The following is a 15,858-nucleotide window of genomic DNA, read 5'->3' as shown; positions in this document are numbered from 1 at the left end:
TTGGGGGCATTCCTACTGGTTTGCTCCTTCAGCAGTCTAGTGCTAGCTACGCCTGCCGAAGAGGCTCAGTTAGAGCAACTCGACAAGATTGAGCGTGAGTTAGAGTTGCAACGTGATTGGGCTAAATACCGCTGGGAAAAAACCAACTCTGAGTGCTATCAAAAGTATTGGGTCAACAGCTGCCTCAAAGACTCTCGTGCTGAGTACCGAAAAGAGATAGATCCAATTCGCGTGCAGGAAGTGGAGTTGCATGAAGTGCAGCGTAAGTTGCGCGCTAGCATTAAAGATCAACGTGATGCCGCTAAGATCGCCGAACGTGCCTCTGCTGAAAAAGCAGCTGAGCGCTCAGCCAATCAAAAAGAATTCGAAGAGAAACAAAAGGCAGCAGCTGCGCGTGCAGCAGATGTTGAGCAACGCCGCAAAGATGCGCCTAAACGCGCTCAAGAGAACAAAGCGGGCACACAGCTCGATTAACTTTTTTACTGCTGCACTCACTAATTACTAGGTAATACTTTGGCCAAGATTAAAACAATCTACATCTGTCAATCATGCGGCGGGACCTCTGCTAAGTGGCAAGGGCAGTGCCCTTCATGCCAGGCGTGGAATACGCTAGAAGAGGGCTTACCTGAGGTGAGCTCTAATACTCGCTTTCAGGGTTTGGCTCAGTCATTGCCTCGTCAAAAACTTTCCGCCATTTCAGCTGAAGACCTTCCGCGTTTTAGTACTGGCGTAGAAGAGTTTGATCGCGTACTGGGTGGTGGATTAGTTCCTGGAGGTGTAGTGCTCTTGGGTGGTGACCCGGGCATTGGTAAATCTACTCTATTGTTACAAGCGCTAGCCGAGATGAGCGCTGCAGGAATGAATGTCCTGTACAGCAGTGGCGAAGAATCTGCTGCGCAAATTGCACTGCGAGCAAAGCGGATTGCATTGGAGGCTCCTCAATTAGAGGTGTTGGCTGAGATTCAATTGGAAAAACTGTTGTCCATCATGGATACGGTGAAGCCACAGGTCTTGGTGGTTGACTCTATTCAAACCTTGTATTCAGAAGTGCTGAGTTCGGCTCCAGGTTCCGTTGCACAAGTACGAGAGTGTGCTGCCCAATTAACTAGAGCTGCTAAATCCAGCGGTATCTGTGTCTTGATGGTGGGTCACGTGACTAAAGATGGTCACTTAGCTGGTCCTCGCGTGCTTGAGCACATTGTGGATACTGTTTTGTACTTTGAGGGCGATACCCATTCCTCATTTAGATTGGTGCGCTCGATTAAAAACCGTTTTGGCGCAGTCAATGAGCTCGGCGTATTTGCCATGACCGAAAAAGGTTTGCGCGGAGTTGCTAATCCTTCAGCGATTTTCTTATCGCAACATGCGGAGATGGTGCCTGGCGCTTGCGTATTGGTTACGCAAGAGGGCAGTCGCCCGCTCTTGGTAGAGATTCAGGCGCTCGTAGATACTGCGCACATTCCCAACCCTCGCCGCTTGGCTGTTGGTTTGGAGCAGGCTCGTTTAGCCATGCTCTTGGCGGTATTACATCGCCATGCGGGTGTTGCCTGTTTTGATCAAGACGTCTTCTTAAACGCAGTGGGTGGTGTGAAGATCTCTGAGCCAGCGGCTGACTTAGCAGTGTTGTTAGCAATTCAATCATCGATTCGTAATAAAGCGCTACCGAAAGAGTTAATTGTCTTTGGTGAGGTTGGTTTGGCTGGAGAGATTCGTCCCTGCCCACGTGGTCAGGAGCGCCTTAAAGAGGCGGCTAAACTCGGCTTCACAGTGGCAATTATTCCGAAGGCCAATATGCCTAAGGCAAAAATTCCGGGATTAAGGGTGATACCCGTAGAGCGGATTGATCAAGCTATCTCTGCGGCTGCAGAGTTAAGCTAAACCAACAATGAACTTAGCGTAAGTCTTCTGCCTGAATGAGCAGGACTTGCTCGTCGCCTGCGGATACTTCCATCCAAATGACGGGGATCTGCGGAAACGCTCTTTTAAAGTGCTCATACTCATTGCCAATCTCAATCAGAATGGCACCACGTTCAGATAGGTAGTCAGGGGCACCAGCAATAATTTTACGGATCAGATCCATGCCGTCATCGCCACCTGCTAATGCCAAGGCAGGTTCTGCGTGGTATTCAGCGGGAAGAGCGTTCATGGAATTGGCGTTGACGTAAGGCGGGTTGCAGATGATGAGATCAAAGAGATTGTCTTCATGGGGTTCTGGAAGCGCATCCCATAGATCGCCTTCAAAAAGTTCTACTTGAGAAGTGAGGCTATGACGATCAAGATTTCGAGAGGCAACCGCTAATGCAGGCAGGCTAATGTCACAAGCGCTGACATGAATATCAGGACAAGCCAAGGCTAGTAAGATCGCTAATGAGCCGTTACCGGTACATAGGTCTAGAGCTTTGCCATCGGCGGGCAACCAGGGCTCCAGTGAACCATCAACAATGAGTTCGGCGATCCATGAGCGGGGAACAATGCTTTGCTCGCTGGAGTAAAAAGGTACACCCATTAACCAAGCTTCACCCAAGATGTAAGCCAAGGGCTTGCGTGTCGAGATGCGAGTTTCTGTAACTTTAAAAGCCCCGGCAATTTGCTCGGCAGTTATGACTTGCTCTAGGTGGTCGAGTGCATCTGCAGGGCTTAGATCTAGTTGTTTGCTGACAATCCACAGAGCTTCGCTCTGGGCATCAATGGCGCCATGACCGTAATGTAAATCTGCTGTTTCTAGTCGTTGTGCAATTTGATCAATACATTGATCAAGCGTCAGAGATTGCTGGGGCGCAGGGTCCATGAATTTTTATGAAAAGTATTTGGCTAAATATTCTTAAGCAACAAGTTGCTCGAGAGTCTTGCGGAAGATATTTTTGAGTGGCACGACATCATCCACAATCACGCACTCATCAATCTTGTGGCTGGTCGCATTGAGCGGACCAAACTCAACCACCTCTTTGCAGATCTTAGCAATGAAGCGACCATCGCTTGTACCGCCAGTAGTGGAGAGCTCTGTATCAATTTTGGTTTCAGCTTTGATAGCCTTGCGCAAGGCGCCAGCAAGGGCGCCATCGCCGGTAATAAATGGGCTGCCGCCTAAGACCCAATCAATCTCAAAGTCGAGACCTGCTGCAGTGAGAATGCCTTCTAGACGACTACGCAACTCTTCTGGCTTGCTCTCGGTAGAGAAGCGGAAGTTGAAATCAATTGCCAATTCACCAGGAATGACATTGTTCGCGCCAGTGCCTGCATGAATATTGGAAATCTGAAAACTAGTAGGCTGGAAATACTGATTACCTTTATCCCATTCAGTTTCCACTAGCGCTTGAATTGCTGGTGCTGAAATATGAATCGGATTTTTGCCTAGGTGAGGGTAGGCGATATGCGCCTGAATACCTTTGACCCTAAGCTTGCCTGAGAGGGAGCCGCGACGACCATTCTTAATCATGTCGCCCAATTGGTCGACTGAGGTTGGCTCGCCAATGACGCAGTAATCTAAACGCTGCCCCTGTTTTTGCAAGCGCTCGCACATGATGACAGTGCCATCATTGGCCGGGCCTTCTTCATCGCTCGTAATCAAAAAGGCAATGGAGCCTTTGTGATTTGGATGGGTAATTACAAATTCTTCTGTAGCAACCACAAATGCTGCAAGAGAAGTTTTCATATCCGCAGCACCGCGACCGTAGAGCATGCCATCACGAATAGTCGGTGTAAATGGATCATTGGTCCATTTTTCTAGTGGGCCAGTAGGCACTACGTCAGTGTGGCCAGCAAACATCAAGACTTCGCCTTGATCACCACTGACACCCTTTTTGATCGCCCAAAGATTGGTTACCCGAAAACTCTCAGGACCACTAATAACGCTCTCAGTGTGAAAGCCGATTGCTTGAAGGCGTTTAGCAATGAGCTCCTGACAGCCTCCGTCCGCTGGGGTTACCGAGCGGCAGGAGATAAGGGCTTCAGTAAGCTCAAGGGTAGCGCTCATAAATTCAACTTAATCGCGTAAGAGTTCGTTAATGGCAGTTTTTGCTCTAGTTTGAGCATCGACCTTTTTGACGATGATCGCGGCATACAGGCTGTACTTGCCACAAGCAGAAGGGAGTGAGCCTGGAACCACAACAGAACCCGCTGGAACGCGCCCGTAATGGATCTCACCAGTTTCACGGTCATAGATCTTGGTGCTTTGACCAATGTATACGCCCATTGAGAGAACAGCATTTTCTTCAATAACCACGCCTTCAACGACCTCGGAGCGGGCACCAATAAAGCAGTTATCTTCAATAATCACAGGGCCAGCTTGAATTGGCTCTAAAACACCGCCAATACCAACGCCACCAGATAGGTGAACGTTTTTACCGATTTGAGCGCATGAGCCTACAGTTGCCCAGGTATCAACCATCGTGCCTTCACCTACATAGGCGCCAATATTGACGTAAGAAGGCATTAAAACGGCATTTTTGCCAATAAATGAGCCACGGCGAGCCATTGCAGGCGGAACTACACGGAAGCCGCCATTAGCGAAGTCTTCAGCGGTGTAGTGCTCAAACTTGCTTGGCACCTTGTCGTAGAACTGGGTATAGCCGCCAGCACCCATGGGTTTGTTGTCTTCCAGGCGGAAAGAGAGCAAAACAGCCTTCTTAACCCACTGGTTTACTTCCCATTTACCGACGCTACGGCGCTCAGCCACACGAATACTGCCGGTATTCAGACCTTCGAGTACGGCGTTGACAGCGTTGCGGATTTCCCCGGAAACGGCCTCAGGAGACAGGTTTGCGCGGTTTTCCCAGGCTTGTTCGATGATGCTTTGTGGTGATTGGCTCATGCTTTTCAGTTAACTATCAGATTGTTAAGGGGTTTTGCCCCTGGAAGTAGATTAATCATTATATCGGTGGGGCAAAAACCCGTGTGAGGAGCCCTAAGCTTGCTATCATCTTCCCACTTTAGTAATAATTTTTACCCCCTTATTTGAACCCCTTTTTTCCCTGCAAAGTACGCCGTGCAACTGAAATCCATCAAACTTTCCGGCTTTAAGTCCTTCGTCGATCCAACCCATTTTGAAATGCCAGGTCAGTTGATCGGTGTTGTGGGTCCTAACGGTTGCGGAAAGTCGAACATTATTGACGCTGTACGCTGGGTTTTGGGTGAGTCTCGCGCTAGTGAATTGCGTGGCGAATCCATGCAGGACGTTATTTTTAATGGCTCTGGTTTGCGTAAACCATCTGGTCGCGCCAGTGTGGAACTCATTTTTGATAATTCAGAAGGGCGTGCTCAAGGTCAGTGGAGTGCTTTTACAGAATTGGGTATCAAACGTGTTCTGACACGCGATGGCAATTCTAGTTACTACGTCAACAATCAAGTTGTGCGTCGTAAAGACATTCAAGATATTTTCTTGGGCACCGGTATGGGTCCAAGAGGCTACGCGATCATCGGGCAAGGCACGATCAATCGCATCTTGGAAGCAAAACCAGAAGAGCTGCGTGTTTTCTTGGAAGAGGCTGCAGGTGTTTCCAAATACAAAGAGCGTCGTAAAGAAACCGCTTCCCGCCTTGAAGATACAAAAGAGAACTTAGTACGCGTAGAAGACATTCTGCGCGAGCTCGATCAGCAGGTAACTCGCTTAGAGAAGCAGGCTACCGTCGCTGAGCGTCATGCTGAACTGTCTACAGAGATGAAGTCTCAGCAACAGTTACTCTGGTTCGTACGTCAGACTGAGGCTGGTAAAGAACAAGAACGTCATGCCAACGGCGCTCGCGAGTTACAAGTAAGTTTAGAAGAGCAGACGGCTAAAATGCGTCACGTGGAGACTGAGCTCGAGACAATGCGCACTGAGCAGTACGCTTTGCAGGATAAAGTTTCTCAAGCTCAAGGCGATTTGTATCAAACTAATGCTGATGTTAGCCAAGTAGAGTCACAGATTCGTTATGTACAGGAAGCTCGTCAGCGCCTGCAGCAGCAATCTCAAGATTTACAAGCCCAACTTCAACGTTGGACTGTCCAAGAAACTGATGCTGCTCAAGCTCAGCGCACTGCTGAGCAAGAACTCAGCTTGGCTGCAGAAAAAGAGCAAACATTAATTGCTGATTTATCTGGCTTGCAAGAGCAAATGCCAGCACGCGAAGAGGCTTATCAAGTTCACGCACGCGAACTCAACGATGCCCGTGAGAACTTAGCAACGATTGATCAGCGCTTAGCAAGTTTGGGTGAGCGCGTTAAAGCTATTTCTACACAAGTTGAAGAACTCAAGGGGCGCGATACCCGTCTTGAGGCAGAGCTTGCTGGTATGCGTAGGCCTGATGCAGAAGCATTGCAAATGGCAATTGATCGTCATGCGATGGCACAACGTAAGGTTGATGAAGCAAGACAAAAAGCAGGTGAGGCGCAACAACGTGTCCCGGCTGCCGATGAAGCTCGTAATACCGCACAACAACAGATTCAGTCGGCTAATCAAGAGCTGGCTCAAACCGAAGCAAAACTCACCGCACTAACAGCCTTGCAAGCCAGCGTTCAAGCTCAAGGCAAGATCGGCCCATGGCTTGAGAGCAAAGGCTTAAAAGAGAGTAAGCGTTTGTGGCAAGAGCTCAAAGTCGAGAGTGGCTGGGAAGCTGCTTTGGAGTCCGTATTGCGCGAGCGCTTAGCTGCCGTTACTGCTAAGAGCGTTCAAGAAACTTTAGCTTTAGCGAATGACGCTCCTCCAAGTCGTTTAGCGATTTTGTTAACAGAAGATATTTCTCCTGCGCACACTACTGTGCCAGCGGATTTCATTCCACTGTTGACTCGTGTTCAAAGCGCAGGTGCACCTCGCGTTGCTGCTGTATTGCAAGAGTGGCTAGACAATATCTATATCGCCAATAGCTTGGAAGATGCATTGCATCGCCGCGAGAAATTACCTGCTGGCGGTGCTTTTGTTACTCAACAAGGTCACTTAGTCAGTCGTGTGGGTGTGCAGCTATATGCAGCCGACTCTGAGCAAGCTGGTATGTTGGCGCGTGCTCAAGAGATGGAAGGTCTTGAGAAGCAATTGCGTGCGCAGAAACTCATTCAAAGTGAGTTGCAAGGTGAGTTGGATCAATGTGCTGCCAACTATCAGGCTGCCCACCAAACTGCAGAACAAACTCGCATCGCTGCTGAGCAAGCCGTACAAGAAGTACACGGCTTTGAAGTGGAAAGAATGCAATTAACTCAAGCTGAAGAAAAGTACAGCCAACGCGCTGAACAAATTCAGGGTGAGTTAAGTGAGTTGCGCCAGCAAATGGAGCAATTAATTCAAACTCAAGAGCAATCCGCTGAAGAACTTGCTCAGTCAGAAGAATCTAAGCAAGGCTTGCAAGAAAATCTCGCTATCGCCCAAGAAAAACTCGAGTTAGCAACCCAAGAGCGCGATCGTCTGCGTGAAGCCTTGCGCTCATCCGAGATGTCCGCTCAAGAGGCGGCCTTTGCAACCCGCTCTTTACAGCAACGTATTGCTGACTTGCAACGCGATCAAAGTACTGCGCGCGTGCAGATCATGGAGATCCAGGACAAGCAGGCCACCTCTGAACAAGAGCTTGAAACTCTGAGTGATGAAGAGGCTCAAGATAAGTTACAAGGCCTATTGCTTGCTCGCAGTGCTCGTGAAGCAGCGTTAGCAAATGCCCGAACAGAACAAGATGCGCTATTACATCAATTGCGTGAAGCCGATGAAGTTCGCTTGCAAATTGAACGTAGCCTTCAGCCAATGCGTGACAAAGTGGTTGATTTGCAGTTGCGTGAACAGGCTGCCCGTTTGAACTTTGAACAGTTTGCAACCTTGCTTTCAGATGCCGAGGCGGACTTAACTGCATTGGAAGCTAGCTTTAGTACTGACCTGAAGGTGGGTGCTTTACAAAGCGAAGTAACCCGCCTTGGCAATGAAATTCAGTCCTTAGGTCCAGTGAACATGGCTGCATTGGATGAGCTCTCTAGTTCACGTGAGCGCAAGCAGTTCTTGGATGCACAGTCTGCTGACTTGAATGAAGCAATGCAGACTTTGACAGATGCGATTGCCAAGATTGATGCGGAAACCCGTGATCTCTTGCAGGGCACCTTTGATCAGGTTAATACCCATTTTGGAAAACTATTCCCTGAGTTATTTGGTGGTGGTCATGCTGAGTTGGTAATGACTGGTGAAGAAATTTTGGATGCCGGTGTACAAGTGATGGCTCAGCCTCCAGGCAAGAAGAACAGCTCTATCTACTTACTCTCTGGTGGTGAAAAGGCCTTGACCGCGATTGCCTTGGTCTTCTCCTTATTCCTCCTCAATCCTGCACCGTTCTGCTTGCTTGATGAGGTTGATGCGCCTTTGGATGATGCGAATACCTTGCGTTATGCGCAGATGGTTGCCAAAATGTCTAATAAGACTCAATTTGTGTTCATCTCACATAACAAGATCACTATGGAAATCGCTCATCAGTTGATTGGTGTGACCATGCAAGAGCAGGGTGTATCTCGTATTGTGGCGGTGGATATTTCTTCTGCAGTATCGATGGTGGAGGCAGCTTAAGTGGATCTAGAGCAATTCATGACAATGTTAGGTTTGTCTGACTTGCAGTTCGCTTTGGCTGTGATTGGTCTACTGATTCTCATTTCAGTCGCCATTCTGAATCTCAAATACGCTCGTGCTCGCCGTAAGGCAAAAGCTGCCAGTGAATATTCTGCGGCGGATCAACTCCCAAGAGAGCCTTCTTTTGGGCAAGGCTTTGCTGAGCCAGAAGGGCGGACTGAACCATCTTTTGGCGAGATAAATCTCCCGGCAGTTTCCGCTCCAGAGAGTTTTTCAATAGATCCTCGGATCGATTGCGTTATCACCCTGCGTTTTGATGAGGGCATTAGTGGCGCTGAAATCTTAGAAGAAATTAATACTTGGAATGAAGTGCCTGCAACTTCAACAGCGCGCTGGATGTGCGAAGGTTTAAATGCGGATGTTGATGCCGCTGAAGATTGGGAGGCTTTACGCCCAGAAGCGTCTTATTCTGAGTTGCAGTTGGCAATTCAGTTAGCTAGCCGCCGTGGCCCAATTGGCGTTTTGGAGTTATCTGATTTTTGTTCTCGTGCTCAAGCACTTGCAGAAACGCTGGGTTCTCAAATTGATATGCCAAGCGTGAGTGCAATGCTTGATAGCGCTAAAGAGCTCGATTCTATGGCCGCAGAGAGTGATATTCAGTTAAGTATTAATGTGCTTTTCGATGAGGTAACTCCTGGCGCTAACTTTGATGCCTTGATGCGCAAACGTGGTTTTAGACTTTCTCGTAATGGCCGCGCCTATGAGTTTTATAGCAACGGCACACTCATCTTTACCAGCGCAGAAATCGATCCCAATGCACCTGTTAAGCAAGTAACTTTATTGCTTGAAGTGCCTTTGGTCTCTCATGAAGAGCGCGCTTTCGAGCGCATGTTGGGTGAGGGTATCGAGATCGCTCAAGCAGCCCACGGTCGCTTGGTTGATGACAACGGTATCAATCTGACTGAAGCCGCTGTGATTAGCATTCGTCAGCATCTTGATGTCTTATATGCCAATCTTGAGAAGAGCGGCGTTCCAGCTGGATCTTCTACTGCCAGCAGACTGTTTAGTTAAGGAATCGCTTTGTCGTCCTCCAGTCCGACAAATTTAGCGGATCGCTACGCATTCTTACAAGCCGAGCTAGCTCGCTTAGAGCATGCTTACTATGTTCTAGATAACCCTATTGTTCCTGATAGTGAATATGACCGCCTCTATCGCGAGTTACTTGATATTGAGGCTGCGCATCCTGAGTGGGTGACTGCTGATTCGCTGTCGCAAAGAGTCGGTGGTGCCGCACTAAAAGAGTTTGATTCAGTAACTCATGCAGTGCCGATGCTTTCTTTGAATAATGCTTTTGAGGATGCTGAGCTGATTGCTTTTGACCGCCGCTGCCGTGAGGGTCTCCATGTCGACCAGGTGGATTATGCGGGTGAGCTGAAATTTGATGGTCTAGCGATCTCACTACGCTATGAGCATGGCTCCTTAGTAAGAGCAGCTACACGCGGAGATGGTGCTAGCGGTGAAGATGTTACCGCCAACATTAAAACCATTCGCGCTATTCCACTAAAACTGACAGGTGAGAACATCCCAGCTGTATTGGAGGTGCGAGGTGAAGTTTTTATGTACCTCAAAGACTTCCAGAACATGAATGTACAAGCTGCCGCCCAGGGTGAGAAAGAATTTGCCAATCCCCGTAATGCTGCAGCAGGAAGTTTGCGCCAATTAGATTCCAAGATCACCGCCAAAAGACCGCTTTCATTCTTTGCCTATGGCTTGGGCGCATTGGAGCCACAGTCTTGGCTTCCAAAAACCCACGAAGAGTTACTTAATGCCTATGTCAAGCTAGGCTTGCCAGTTTGTTCAGAGCGCCGCGTTCTCAAATCCGTAGAAGAGATTTTGGCGTTCTATAACGAGGTTGGTGCAAAGCGAGATTCTTTGCCATATGACATTGATGGTGTGGTCTATAAGGTCAACTCCTTTGCTGAGCAAGCCAAGTTAGGCTTTGTATCCAGAGCTCCACGCTTTGCTTTAGCCCATAAGTTTCCAGCGCAAGAGGCTTTAACTACCGTTCTAGGAATTGATGTCCAGGTAGGCCGCACTGGTGCCATTACTCCTGTTGCAAGACTCGCTCCTGTAGAAGTGGGCGGGGTAACTGTTACCAACGCCACCCTCCACAATGAAGATGAGGTGAAGCGTAAAGACGTGCGTATTGGTGATACCGTTTCAGTGCGAAGAGCAGGGGATGTGATTCCGGAAGTGGTTTCGGTAGTCAAAGAGCGTCGACCAAATAATGCGCAAGAGTTTGTCATGCCAACAAGCTGCCCTGTATGTAATTCACATATTGAGCGATTGGCAGACGAGGCTGTAGCTCGTTGTAGTGGCGGCTTATTTTGCGGCGCACAGCGCAAGCAAGCATTAATTCATTTTGCCCATAGAAGAGCTTTAGACATTGAGGGTCTGGGTGAGAAGATCGTGGATCAATTGGTTGATCACAATTTAGTTCGAACACCCGCTGATCTCTATCGTCTTGGCTTTACCGCTATCGCAAATCTGGAGCGCATGGGCGAGAAGTCTGCCGATAACCTCATCGCTGCAATCAATCAATCCAGAAACACCACCTTAGCCCGATTTATATTTGCATTGGGTATTCGTCATGTGGGTGAGACCACTGCCAAAGATTTAGCTAATCACTACCAAACCATGCATGCTCTGATGGATGCCAACCTCGAAGACTTACTAACGGTTAAAGATGTTGGACCCGTAGTGGCCGACTCCATCACTAGCTTTATGGAAGAAGCTCATAACCGCGAAGTGATCGAGCAACTCTTAGCCTCTGGAATGCAGCTATCCGTTGAGGAAAAAGTCATCAGCGCAGCCGTGGCGGGAAAAACCTTTGTGCTCACAGGTACATTCCCAACCATGACAAGAGATGAAGCAAAAGATCTGCTCGAAAAAGCAGGCGCTAAAGTTGCTGGATCAGTTTCCAAGAAAACTGACTATGTAGTTGCTGGTACTGATGCCGGAAGCAAGCTCACTAAAGCTGAGGAGCTAGGCATTCCAGTGATTGATGAGGCTGCAATGCTGGACTTATTAAGCTAAATTACCCGCCAATCTAATTGGCTGCTTTCGGCCAATAACGGACTATCAATAAAAGCTACCTGGCTCCAAATGACGCAATAGCGAAGTCAATTAATGTTTTCACCCTCACAGATGTTTTATGGCGCTCAGCATAGACAGCATAGATATCAGCATCTGGTGTTTCAAAGTTTTTCATTACCTGTATTAATCTGCCGGACTTAAGGTGTTGTGTGACATCCCATTCAGCCCTCAAAACAATGCCTCGGCCATCTAGCGCCCAGTTCACGGCAATGCCACCATCATTTGTTGTTAAGTTACCGCGAACTTTTGCGCTATCGGTAAATTCATTTTTTGACTTACCTTTACCGCTCGAGAAGCGCCACAGTCCATAACCCTCATCACCTTGGCGTATGCCAATACAGTTGTGTTTAATTAATTCACTGGGTGACTTTGGTTCGCCATATTCCTTAATGTAGGCGGGAGAGGCTACAAGTATTCTTTTGTTGGGGGCTATCAGCCTAGCAATTGATCTAGAGTCAGGTGGATGACCAAATCGAAAACAAACATCATAGGCATCATCGGTAATCGGGGGAGGGTTTACGGATAGCTGTAATTGAATATCTACTTGTGGAAATTGTTTTACATATTCAGCTATTAAAGGCGCGATATGACTGCGTCCAAATCCGAGTGTCGCATTGACTCTAAGTAAGCCTTGTGGAGCTTTTGTTGAGCCCCACAGCATATGCTCAAGATCATCAATTTCACCCAAAATTCTTCTGGCATGGTCTAGATAGATTTCGCCCTCATGGGTAAGGCTCATTCTTCGCGTGGTTCTATTTACGAGCACTAATCCTAGGCGAGATTCCATTTGCGCTAAATGTTTACTTACTGCGGCAGTTGTCACCCCAAGCTCACGGGCGGCGGCCCCAAGACTCCCAGAGCTGATGAGCGTTGAAAAGAATCCTAAATCAGCGGGATTAATACTTTTAGCCATTTTCGATTGTTAAGTAAAAGTTAACTATGGTTTAACTTTATACATGATTTTTTAATACCCTTCAAATTTATAGTGCCAATATTCCAAGCCTCTAATGGGCTGATGGAGTCAATTATTGGAGGGGACAAAATGTTAAAGAAAGTAACAAAAAATAGCCTGGCGAGTATTTTGTTGTGCGGAATGGTTGGCGCGGCATCCGCGCAAAGTTACCCAACTAAAACAATCACCATTGTTGTGCCATTTCCACCGGGCGGGACCACTGATGTGTTGGCAAGGGCAGTTGCTCAAAAGTTAGGTCCAGTATTAGGTCAATCAGTCATTGTGGACAACAAGCCTGGTGCTGGAGCCACATTAGGTGCTGGCCTAGTAGCAAAATCCAATCCTGATGGTTACACCTTGTTTATGGGTGCGGTACACCATACGATTGCGCCCAGCGTATATAAAACATTGCCTTACAGCTTTGAAAAAGACTTCGCACCGATTACTACAGTGGCTTTAGTGCCGAACATTATGGTTGTGAGTGCCAGCTCTCCATACAAGAGTGTTAAGGAAGTTATTGCTGCGGCAAAGGCTAAACCAGATGAACTTTCTTATGGCTCAAATGGCAACGGTACAGCACAACACATGATTGGTACCCAGTTTCAAATGATCACCGGTACAAAGCTATTGCATGTTCCCTACAAGGGTAGTGCTCCTCTGACGACTGACTTGTTGGGTGGTCAAGTGACCATGTCATTTGACACGATCACACCAGTTCTCCCATTCATCCGCGAAAACAAGCTTCGCCCATTGGCGGTAACAACGGCCAAGCGTTCATCAACTTTGCCAGGCGTACCAACATTGGCGGAGGCGGGCGTTCCAGGAATAAACATAGGCACTTGGTTTGGATTGTTGGCTCCCGCAGCCACACCTAAGGACATCACAGCTAAGTTAAATGCTGAGGTTGTAAAGATTATTAAGTCAGCAGAGTTTCAAAAGCAAATGTTTGATATTGGTGCTGAGCCTGTTGGTAATACTCAGGCACAAATGGCAAAGCAAATCGCAGATGAGACTGCCAAGTTCTCTGAGGTTGCTAAGGCAGCAAACGTTTCAATTCAGTAATCACCCGACGACTTAAAAAGGAAATTACTCGTGGATAAGCAATCATCCGTAGTGGATAAAGAAGTAGCGGTAGCGGACTTAACTAATGTCCTTTCTAAATTTACTTCATACATCGGCAAGCGTTTGCCAACAGATGTAACTACCAAATTAGGTGAGTTACGAAGCAAGGAAGTGAACTTTTTGGCAAAAGAAGTTTTTGAATCAATGCGCGAGAATCAAGAGTTGGCAGATAAGTTAGATCGTCCAAGTTGCCAAGATACCGGAGTCATTCAGTACTTCTTGTCAGCGGGTTCAAACTTTCCTTTATTGGGCGAGTTGGAAGATATCTTGCTTAACGCTACTAAAGGTGCTACCAAAGAAGGTCCATTACGTCATAACGCAGTTGAAACTTTCGAAGAAAAAAATACTGGCACCAATACTGGTTCAAAGATTCCATGGCTTGATTGGGAAATCATCCCTGGAGCTGATCACTGTATCGTCGACGTTTATATGGCTGGTGGTGGCTGTACATTGCCTGGTGCCGCAAAGGTGCTAATGCCAGGACAAGGCTATGAAGGTGTTGCTGAGTTTGTATTTGATGTCATCACATCGCGTGGTGTAAATGCCTGCCCACCGTTATTGGTTGGCGTTGGTGTTTCTACTTCAGCAGAGACTGCTGCCCGCTTATCTAAGAAGGCAATTTTGCGCCCAGTGACCTCAAGTCATCCAAATGAAAATGCGGCAATGATGGAAGAGTTGCTCACTGAAGGACTTAATGAATTGGGATTGGGTCCACAAGGACTTACTGGTGCCAATAGTGTGATGGGTGTAAACATTGAGTCATCCGCGCGTCACCCTTCCACAATCGGTGTGGCTGTATCAACTGGATGCTGGGCGCATCGCCGCGGCAAGATCAAGATCAACGCTGATATGTCTTATGAAATTATTTCCCACGAAGGATTCAAGCTGTGAAGAAAATTCTACAAACACCAATCAAAGACGAAGATTTAGAAGCATTAAACATCGGTGATGTGGTTTATCTCACTGGAACCTTGGTGACTTGTCGTGACGTTGCTCACCGTCGTCTAATCGAGTTGGGACGTGAGTTGCCGGTTGACCTTAGGGGCGGAGCAATTTTTCATGCTGGCCCGATTGTTCGCCAAAAAGAAGATGGCGAATATGAAATGGTTTCCATTGGACCAACAACATCCATGCGCATGGAAAAGTTTGAAAAAGAATTTATCAAGCAGACTGGCGTGAAATTGATAGTAGGTAAAGGCGGTATGGGTATTGAAACGCAAGAAGGTTGTGTTGAGAACAAGGCAGTCCATGCTATTTTCCCAGGCGGCTGTGCTGTGTTGGCGGCTACTAAGGTTGAGAAAATTGAAGATGCTCAATGGAAAGACTTGGGTATGCCAGAAACACTGTGGGTTAACCGAGTAAAAGAATTTGGACCGCTAATTATCTCTATTGATACTAAGGGCAAAAACCTGATTGAAGAAAATAAGAAAGTCTTCAATGCCAAGAAGGGCCCAATTCTGAGCAAGATTAACGAGAAAATTCGTTTTATTAAGTAATGTCCTTTCATGAAATGACGTGAGCTTACTTGGTGGCCCACGTCATTACTTAAAAAGGTTTGATTGTTAGGAAAAATTCATGCGTTCTGAAAATATCCAAAGCAGTTTTATTAAATCCTTTAGAAGTAATTTCCCAGTCAGAACCTGGTGTGCCAACCAAATGTTATCTGATGATAGTTATTGGACTCTAGCCCTATGTAAAGAAGAAGCAGAGAAATACCAGACAAGAGATGAGTGGGAGAGAGGGAGCCCAGTTAGCTATCAAAAAGCAATTAATAGGGGCTGGTTAACTAAATGAACAACTCATATTGTCGGGTTTAAGCGAAAGCCCGCTGTGCCGGTAATTTGGACGCTGGAGCGGTGCGCAGAAATCGCCAAGCAATGCCATAAACGCTCTGAATTTAAAGAAAAATTCCATTACCCCTACGAAAAAGCTAGATTAAATGGCTGGCTCGATATTTGCTGTGCACATATGAGTTAGCTCCGCCAATGTCTACTTTGGGTCTTGATTTCAACCCGTCGATGCAACACACTACTAACTGCGTAAGCGCAAGGAGTGTTGCTCATGAAACAACGACCTCGAATCTATTACACAGCCACCCAGAAGGATTTAATGTGGGAGCGCT

At 47.4% G+C, this 15,858-nt stretch carries 13 protein-coding genes; 9 read left to right on the top strand and 4 right to left on the bottom strand.

Annotated elements, in window-relative coordinates; all coding sequences use genetic code 11:
• Positions 1-39: 39 nt before the first annotated feature.
• Together ICN11_RS08340 and radA are read left to right on the top strand one after the other, a co-directional pair.
• On the top strand, positions 40-474 hold the full coding sequence (locus ICN11_RS08340; protein ID WP_370623618.1) for a hypothetical protein: 435 nt from the start codon (positions 40-42) through the stop codon (positions 472-474).
• A 39-nt stretch (positions 475-513) separates the two neighbouring features.
• Positions 514-1,878: a DNA repair protein RadA gene (gene radA / locus ICN11_RS08335; protein ID WP_216229977.1), complete on the top strand. Its 1,365-nt coding sequence runs from the start codon at positions 514-516 to the stop codon at positions 1,876-1,878.
• Positions 1,879-1,891: 13 nt separating this feature from the next.
• On the opposite strand, the gene prmB is transcribed toward radA, so the two are convergent.
• From prmB to dapD, 3 genes are read right to left on the bottom strand one after another with little or no spacing between them, the layout of a single operon-like run.
• On the bottom strand, positions 1,892-2,788 hold the full coding sequence (gene prmB, locus ICN11_RS08330; RefSeq protein ID WP_216229976.1) for a 50S ribosomal protein L3 N(5)-glutamine methyltransferase: 897 nt from the start codon (positions 2,786-2,788) through the stop codon (positions 1,892-1,894).
• A 33-nt stretch (positions 2,789-2,821) separates the two neighbouring features.
• Complete coding sequence (gene dapE / locus ICN11_RS08325) at positions 2,822-3,973, bottom strand: succinyl-diaminopimelate desuccinylase (protein WP_216229975.1); 1,152 nt, start codon at positions 3,971-3,973, stop codon at positions 2,822-2,824.
• Positions 3,974-3,982: 9 nt separating this feature from the next.
• The gene (gene dapD / locus ICN11_RS08320) at positions 3,983-4,810 is read right to left on the bottom strand and encodes a 2,3,4,5-tetrahydropyridine-2,6-dicarboxylate N-succinyltransferase (protein WP_215333495.1); all 828 of its coding nucleotides are present in this window, start codon (positions 4,808-4,810) and stop codon (positions 3,983-3,985) included.
• A gap of 174 nt (positions 4,811-4,984) precedes the next feature.
• Here dapD and smc point away from each other — a divergent pair, with 174 nt between their 5' ends.
• Genes smc through ligA form a run of 3 tightly spaced genes read left to right on the top strand, consistent with a single transcriptional unit; the run spans position 4,985 to position 11,602 of the window.
• A complete protein-coding gene (smc, locus tag ICN11_RS08315; RefSeq protein ID WP_216229974.1) occupies positions 4,985-8,506 on the top strand; it encodes a chromosome segregation protein SMC in 3,522 nt (1,173 codons plus the stop codon).
• A gap of 18 nt (positions 8,507-8,524) precedes the next feature.
• Complete coding sequence (locus tag ICN11_RS08310; protein ID WP_216229973.1) at positions 8,525-9,577, top strand: cell division protein ZipA C-terminal FtsZ-binding domain-containing protein; 1,053 nt, start codon at positions 8,525-8,527, stop codon at positions 9,575-9,577.
• A gap of 9 nt (positions 9,578-9,586) precedes the next feature.
• Positions 9,587-11,602, top strand: coding sequence for an NAD-dependent DNA ligase LigA (ligA, locus tag ICN11_RS08305; protein ID WP_216229972.1), 2,016 nt, complete (start codon positions 9,587-9,589; stop codon positions 11,600-11,602).
• A 55-nt stretch (positions 11,603-11,657) separates the two neighbouring features.
• On the opposite strand, the gene ICN11_RS08300 is transcribed toward ligA, so the two are convergent.
• Positions 11,658-12,575, bottom strand: a complete 918-nt coding sequence (locus ICN11_RS08300) for a LysR family transcriptional regulator (protein ID WP_216229971.1) — start codon at positions 12,573-12,575, stop codon at positions 11,658-11,660.
• A gap of 129 nt (positions 12,576-12,704) precedes the next feature.
• On the opposite strand from ICN11_RS08300, the gene ICN11_RS08295 reads away from it, so the two are divergent.
• The 4 genes from ICN11_RS08295 to ICN11_RS08280 all read left to right on the top strand — a co-directional run bounded on the left by ICN11_RS08295 (position 12,705) and on the right by ICN11_RS08280 (position 15,530).
• Positions 12,705-13,676, top strand: coding sequence for a tripartite tricarboxylate transporter substrate binding protein (locus ICN11_RS08295; RefSeq protein ID WP_216229970.1), 972 nt, complete (start codon positions 12,705-12,707; stop codon positions 13,674-13,676).
• 51 nt (positions 13,677-13,727) lie between these two features.
• On the top strand, positions 13,728-14,627 hold the full coding sequence (ttdA, locus tag ICN11_RS08290; protein WP_216230035.1) for a L(+)-tartrate dehydratase subunit alpha: 900 nt from the start codon (positions 13,728-13,730) through the stop codon (positions 14,625-14,627).
• Positions 14,624-15,232 (top strand): L(+)-tartrate dehydratase subunit beta, encoded by a 609-nt coding sequence (ttdB, locus tag ICN11_RS08285; protein WP_216229969.1) that lies wholly within the window; start codon positions 14,624-14,626, stop codon positions 15,230-15,232. The genes ttdA and ttdB overlap by 4 nt, the downstream gene beginning before the upstream one ends.
• Before the next feature lie 79 nt (positions 15,233-15,311).
• Positions 15,312-15,530: a hypothetical protein gene (locus ICN11_RS08280; protein WP_216229968.1), complete on the top strand. Its 219-nt coding sequence runs from the start codon at positions 15,312-15,314 to the stop codon at positions 15,528-15,530.
• Positions 15,531-15,858 lie beyond the last annotated feature (328 nt).

Origin of the sequence: Polynucleobacter sp. 78F-HAINBA, assembly GCF_018882325.1 — a bacterium.
In the GTDB taxonomy this organism is placed as follows: Bacteria; Pseudomonadota; Gammaproteobacteria; order Burkholderiales; family Burkholderiaceae; genus Polynucleobacter.
The sequence above is the reverse complement of the archived record's forward strand: the minus strand, read 5'-3'. Positions and strand labels throughout refer to the sequence as shown.

Excerpts from the sequence above, each read along its gene's own strand:
- ICN11_RS08310 (WP_216229973.1), top strand. The coding sequence starts at position 8,525 with ATGACAATGTTAGGTTTGTCTGACTTGCAGTTCGCTTTGGCTGTGATT.
- ICN11_RS08300 (WP_216229971.1), bottom strand. The coding sequence starts at position 12,575 with ATGGCTAAAAGTATTAATCCCGCTGATTTAGGATTCTTTTCAACGCTC.
- ICN11_RS08280 (WP_216229968.1), top strand. The coding sequence starts at position 15,312 with ATGCGTTCTGAAAATATCCAAAGCAGTTTTATTAAATCCTTTAGAAGT.
- dapE (WP_216229975.1), bottom strand. The coding sequence starts at position 3,973 with ATGAGCGCTACCCTTGAGCTTACTGAAGCCCTTATCTCCTGCCGCTCG.
- dapD (WP_215333495.1), bottom strand. The coding sequence starts at position 4,810 with ATGAGCCAATCACCACAAAGCATCATCGAACAAGCCTGGGAAAACCGC.
- prmB (WP_216229976.1), bottom strand. The coding sequence starts at position 2,788 with ATGGACCCTGCGCCCCAGCAATCTCTGACGCTTGATCAATGTATTGAT.
- ICN11_RS08295 (WP_216229970.1), top strand. The coding sequence starts at position 12,705 with ATGTTAAAGAAAGTAACAAAAAATAGCCTGGCGAGTATTTTGTTGTGC.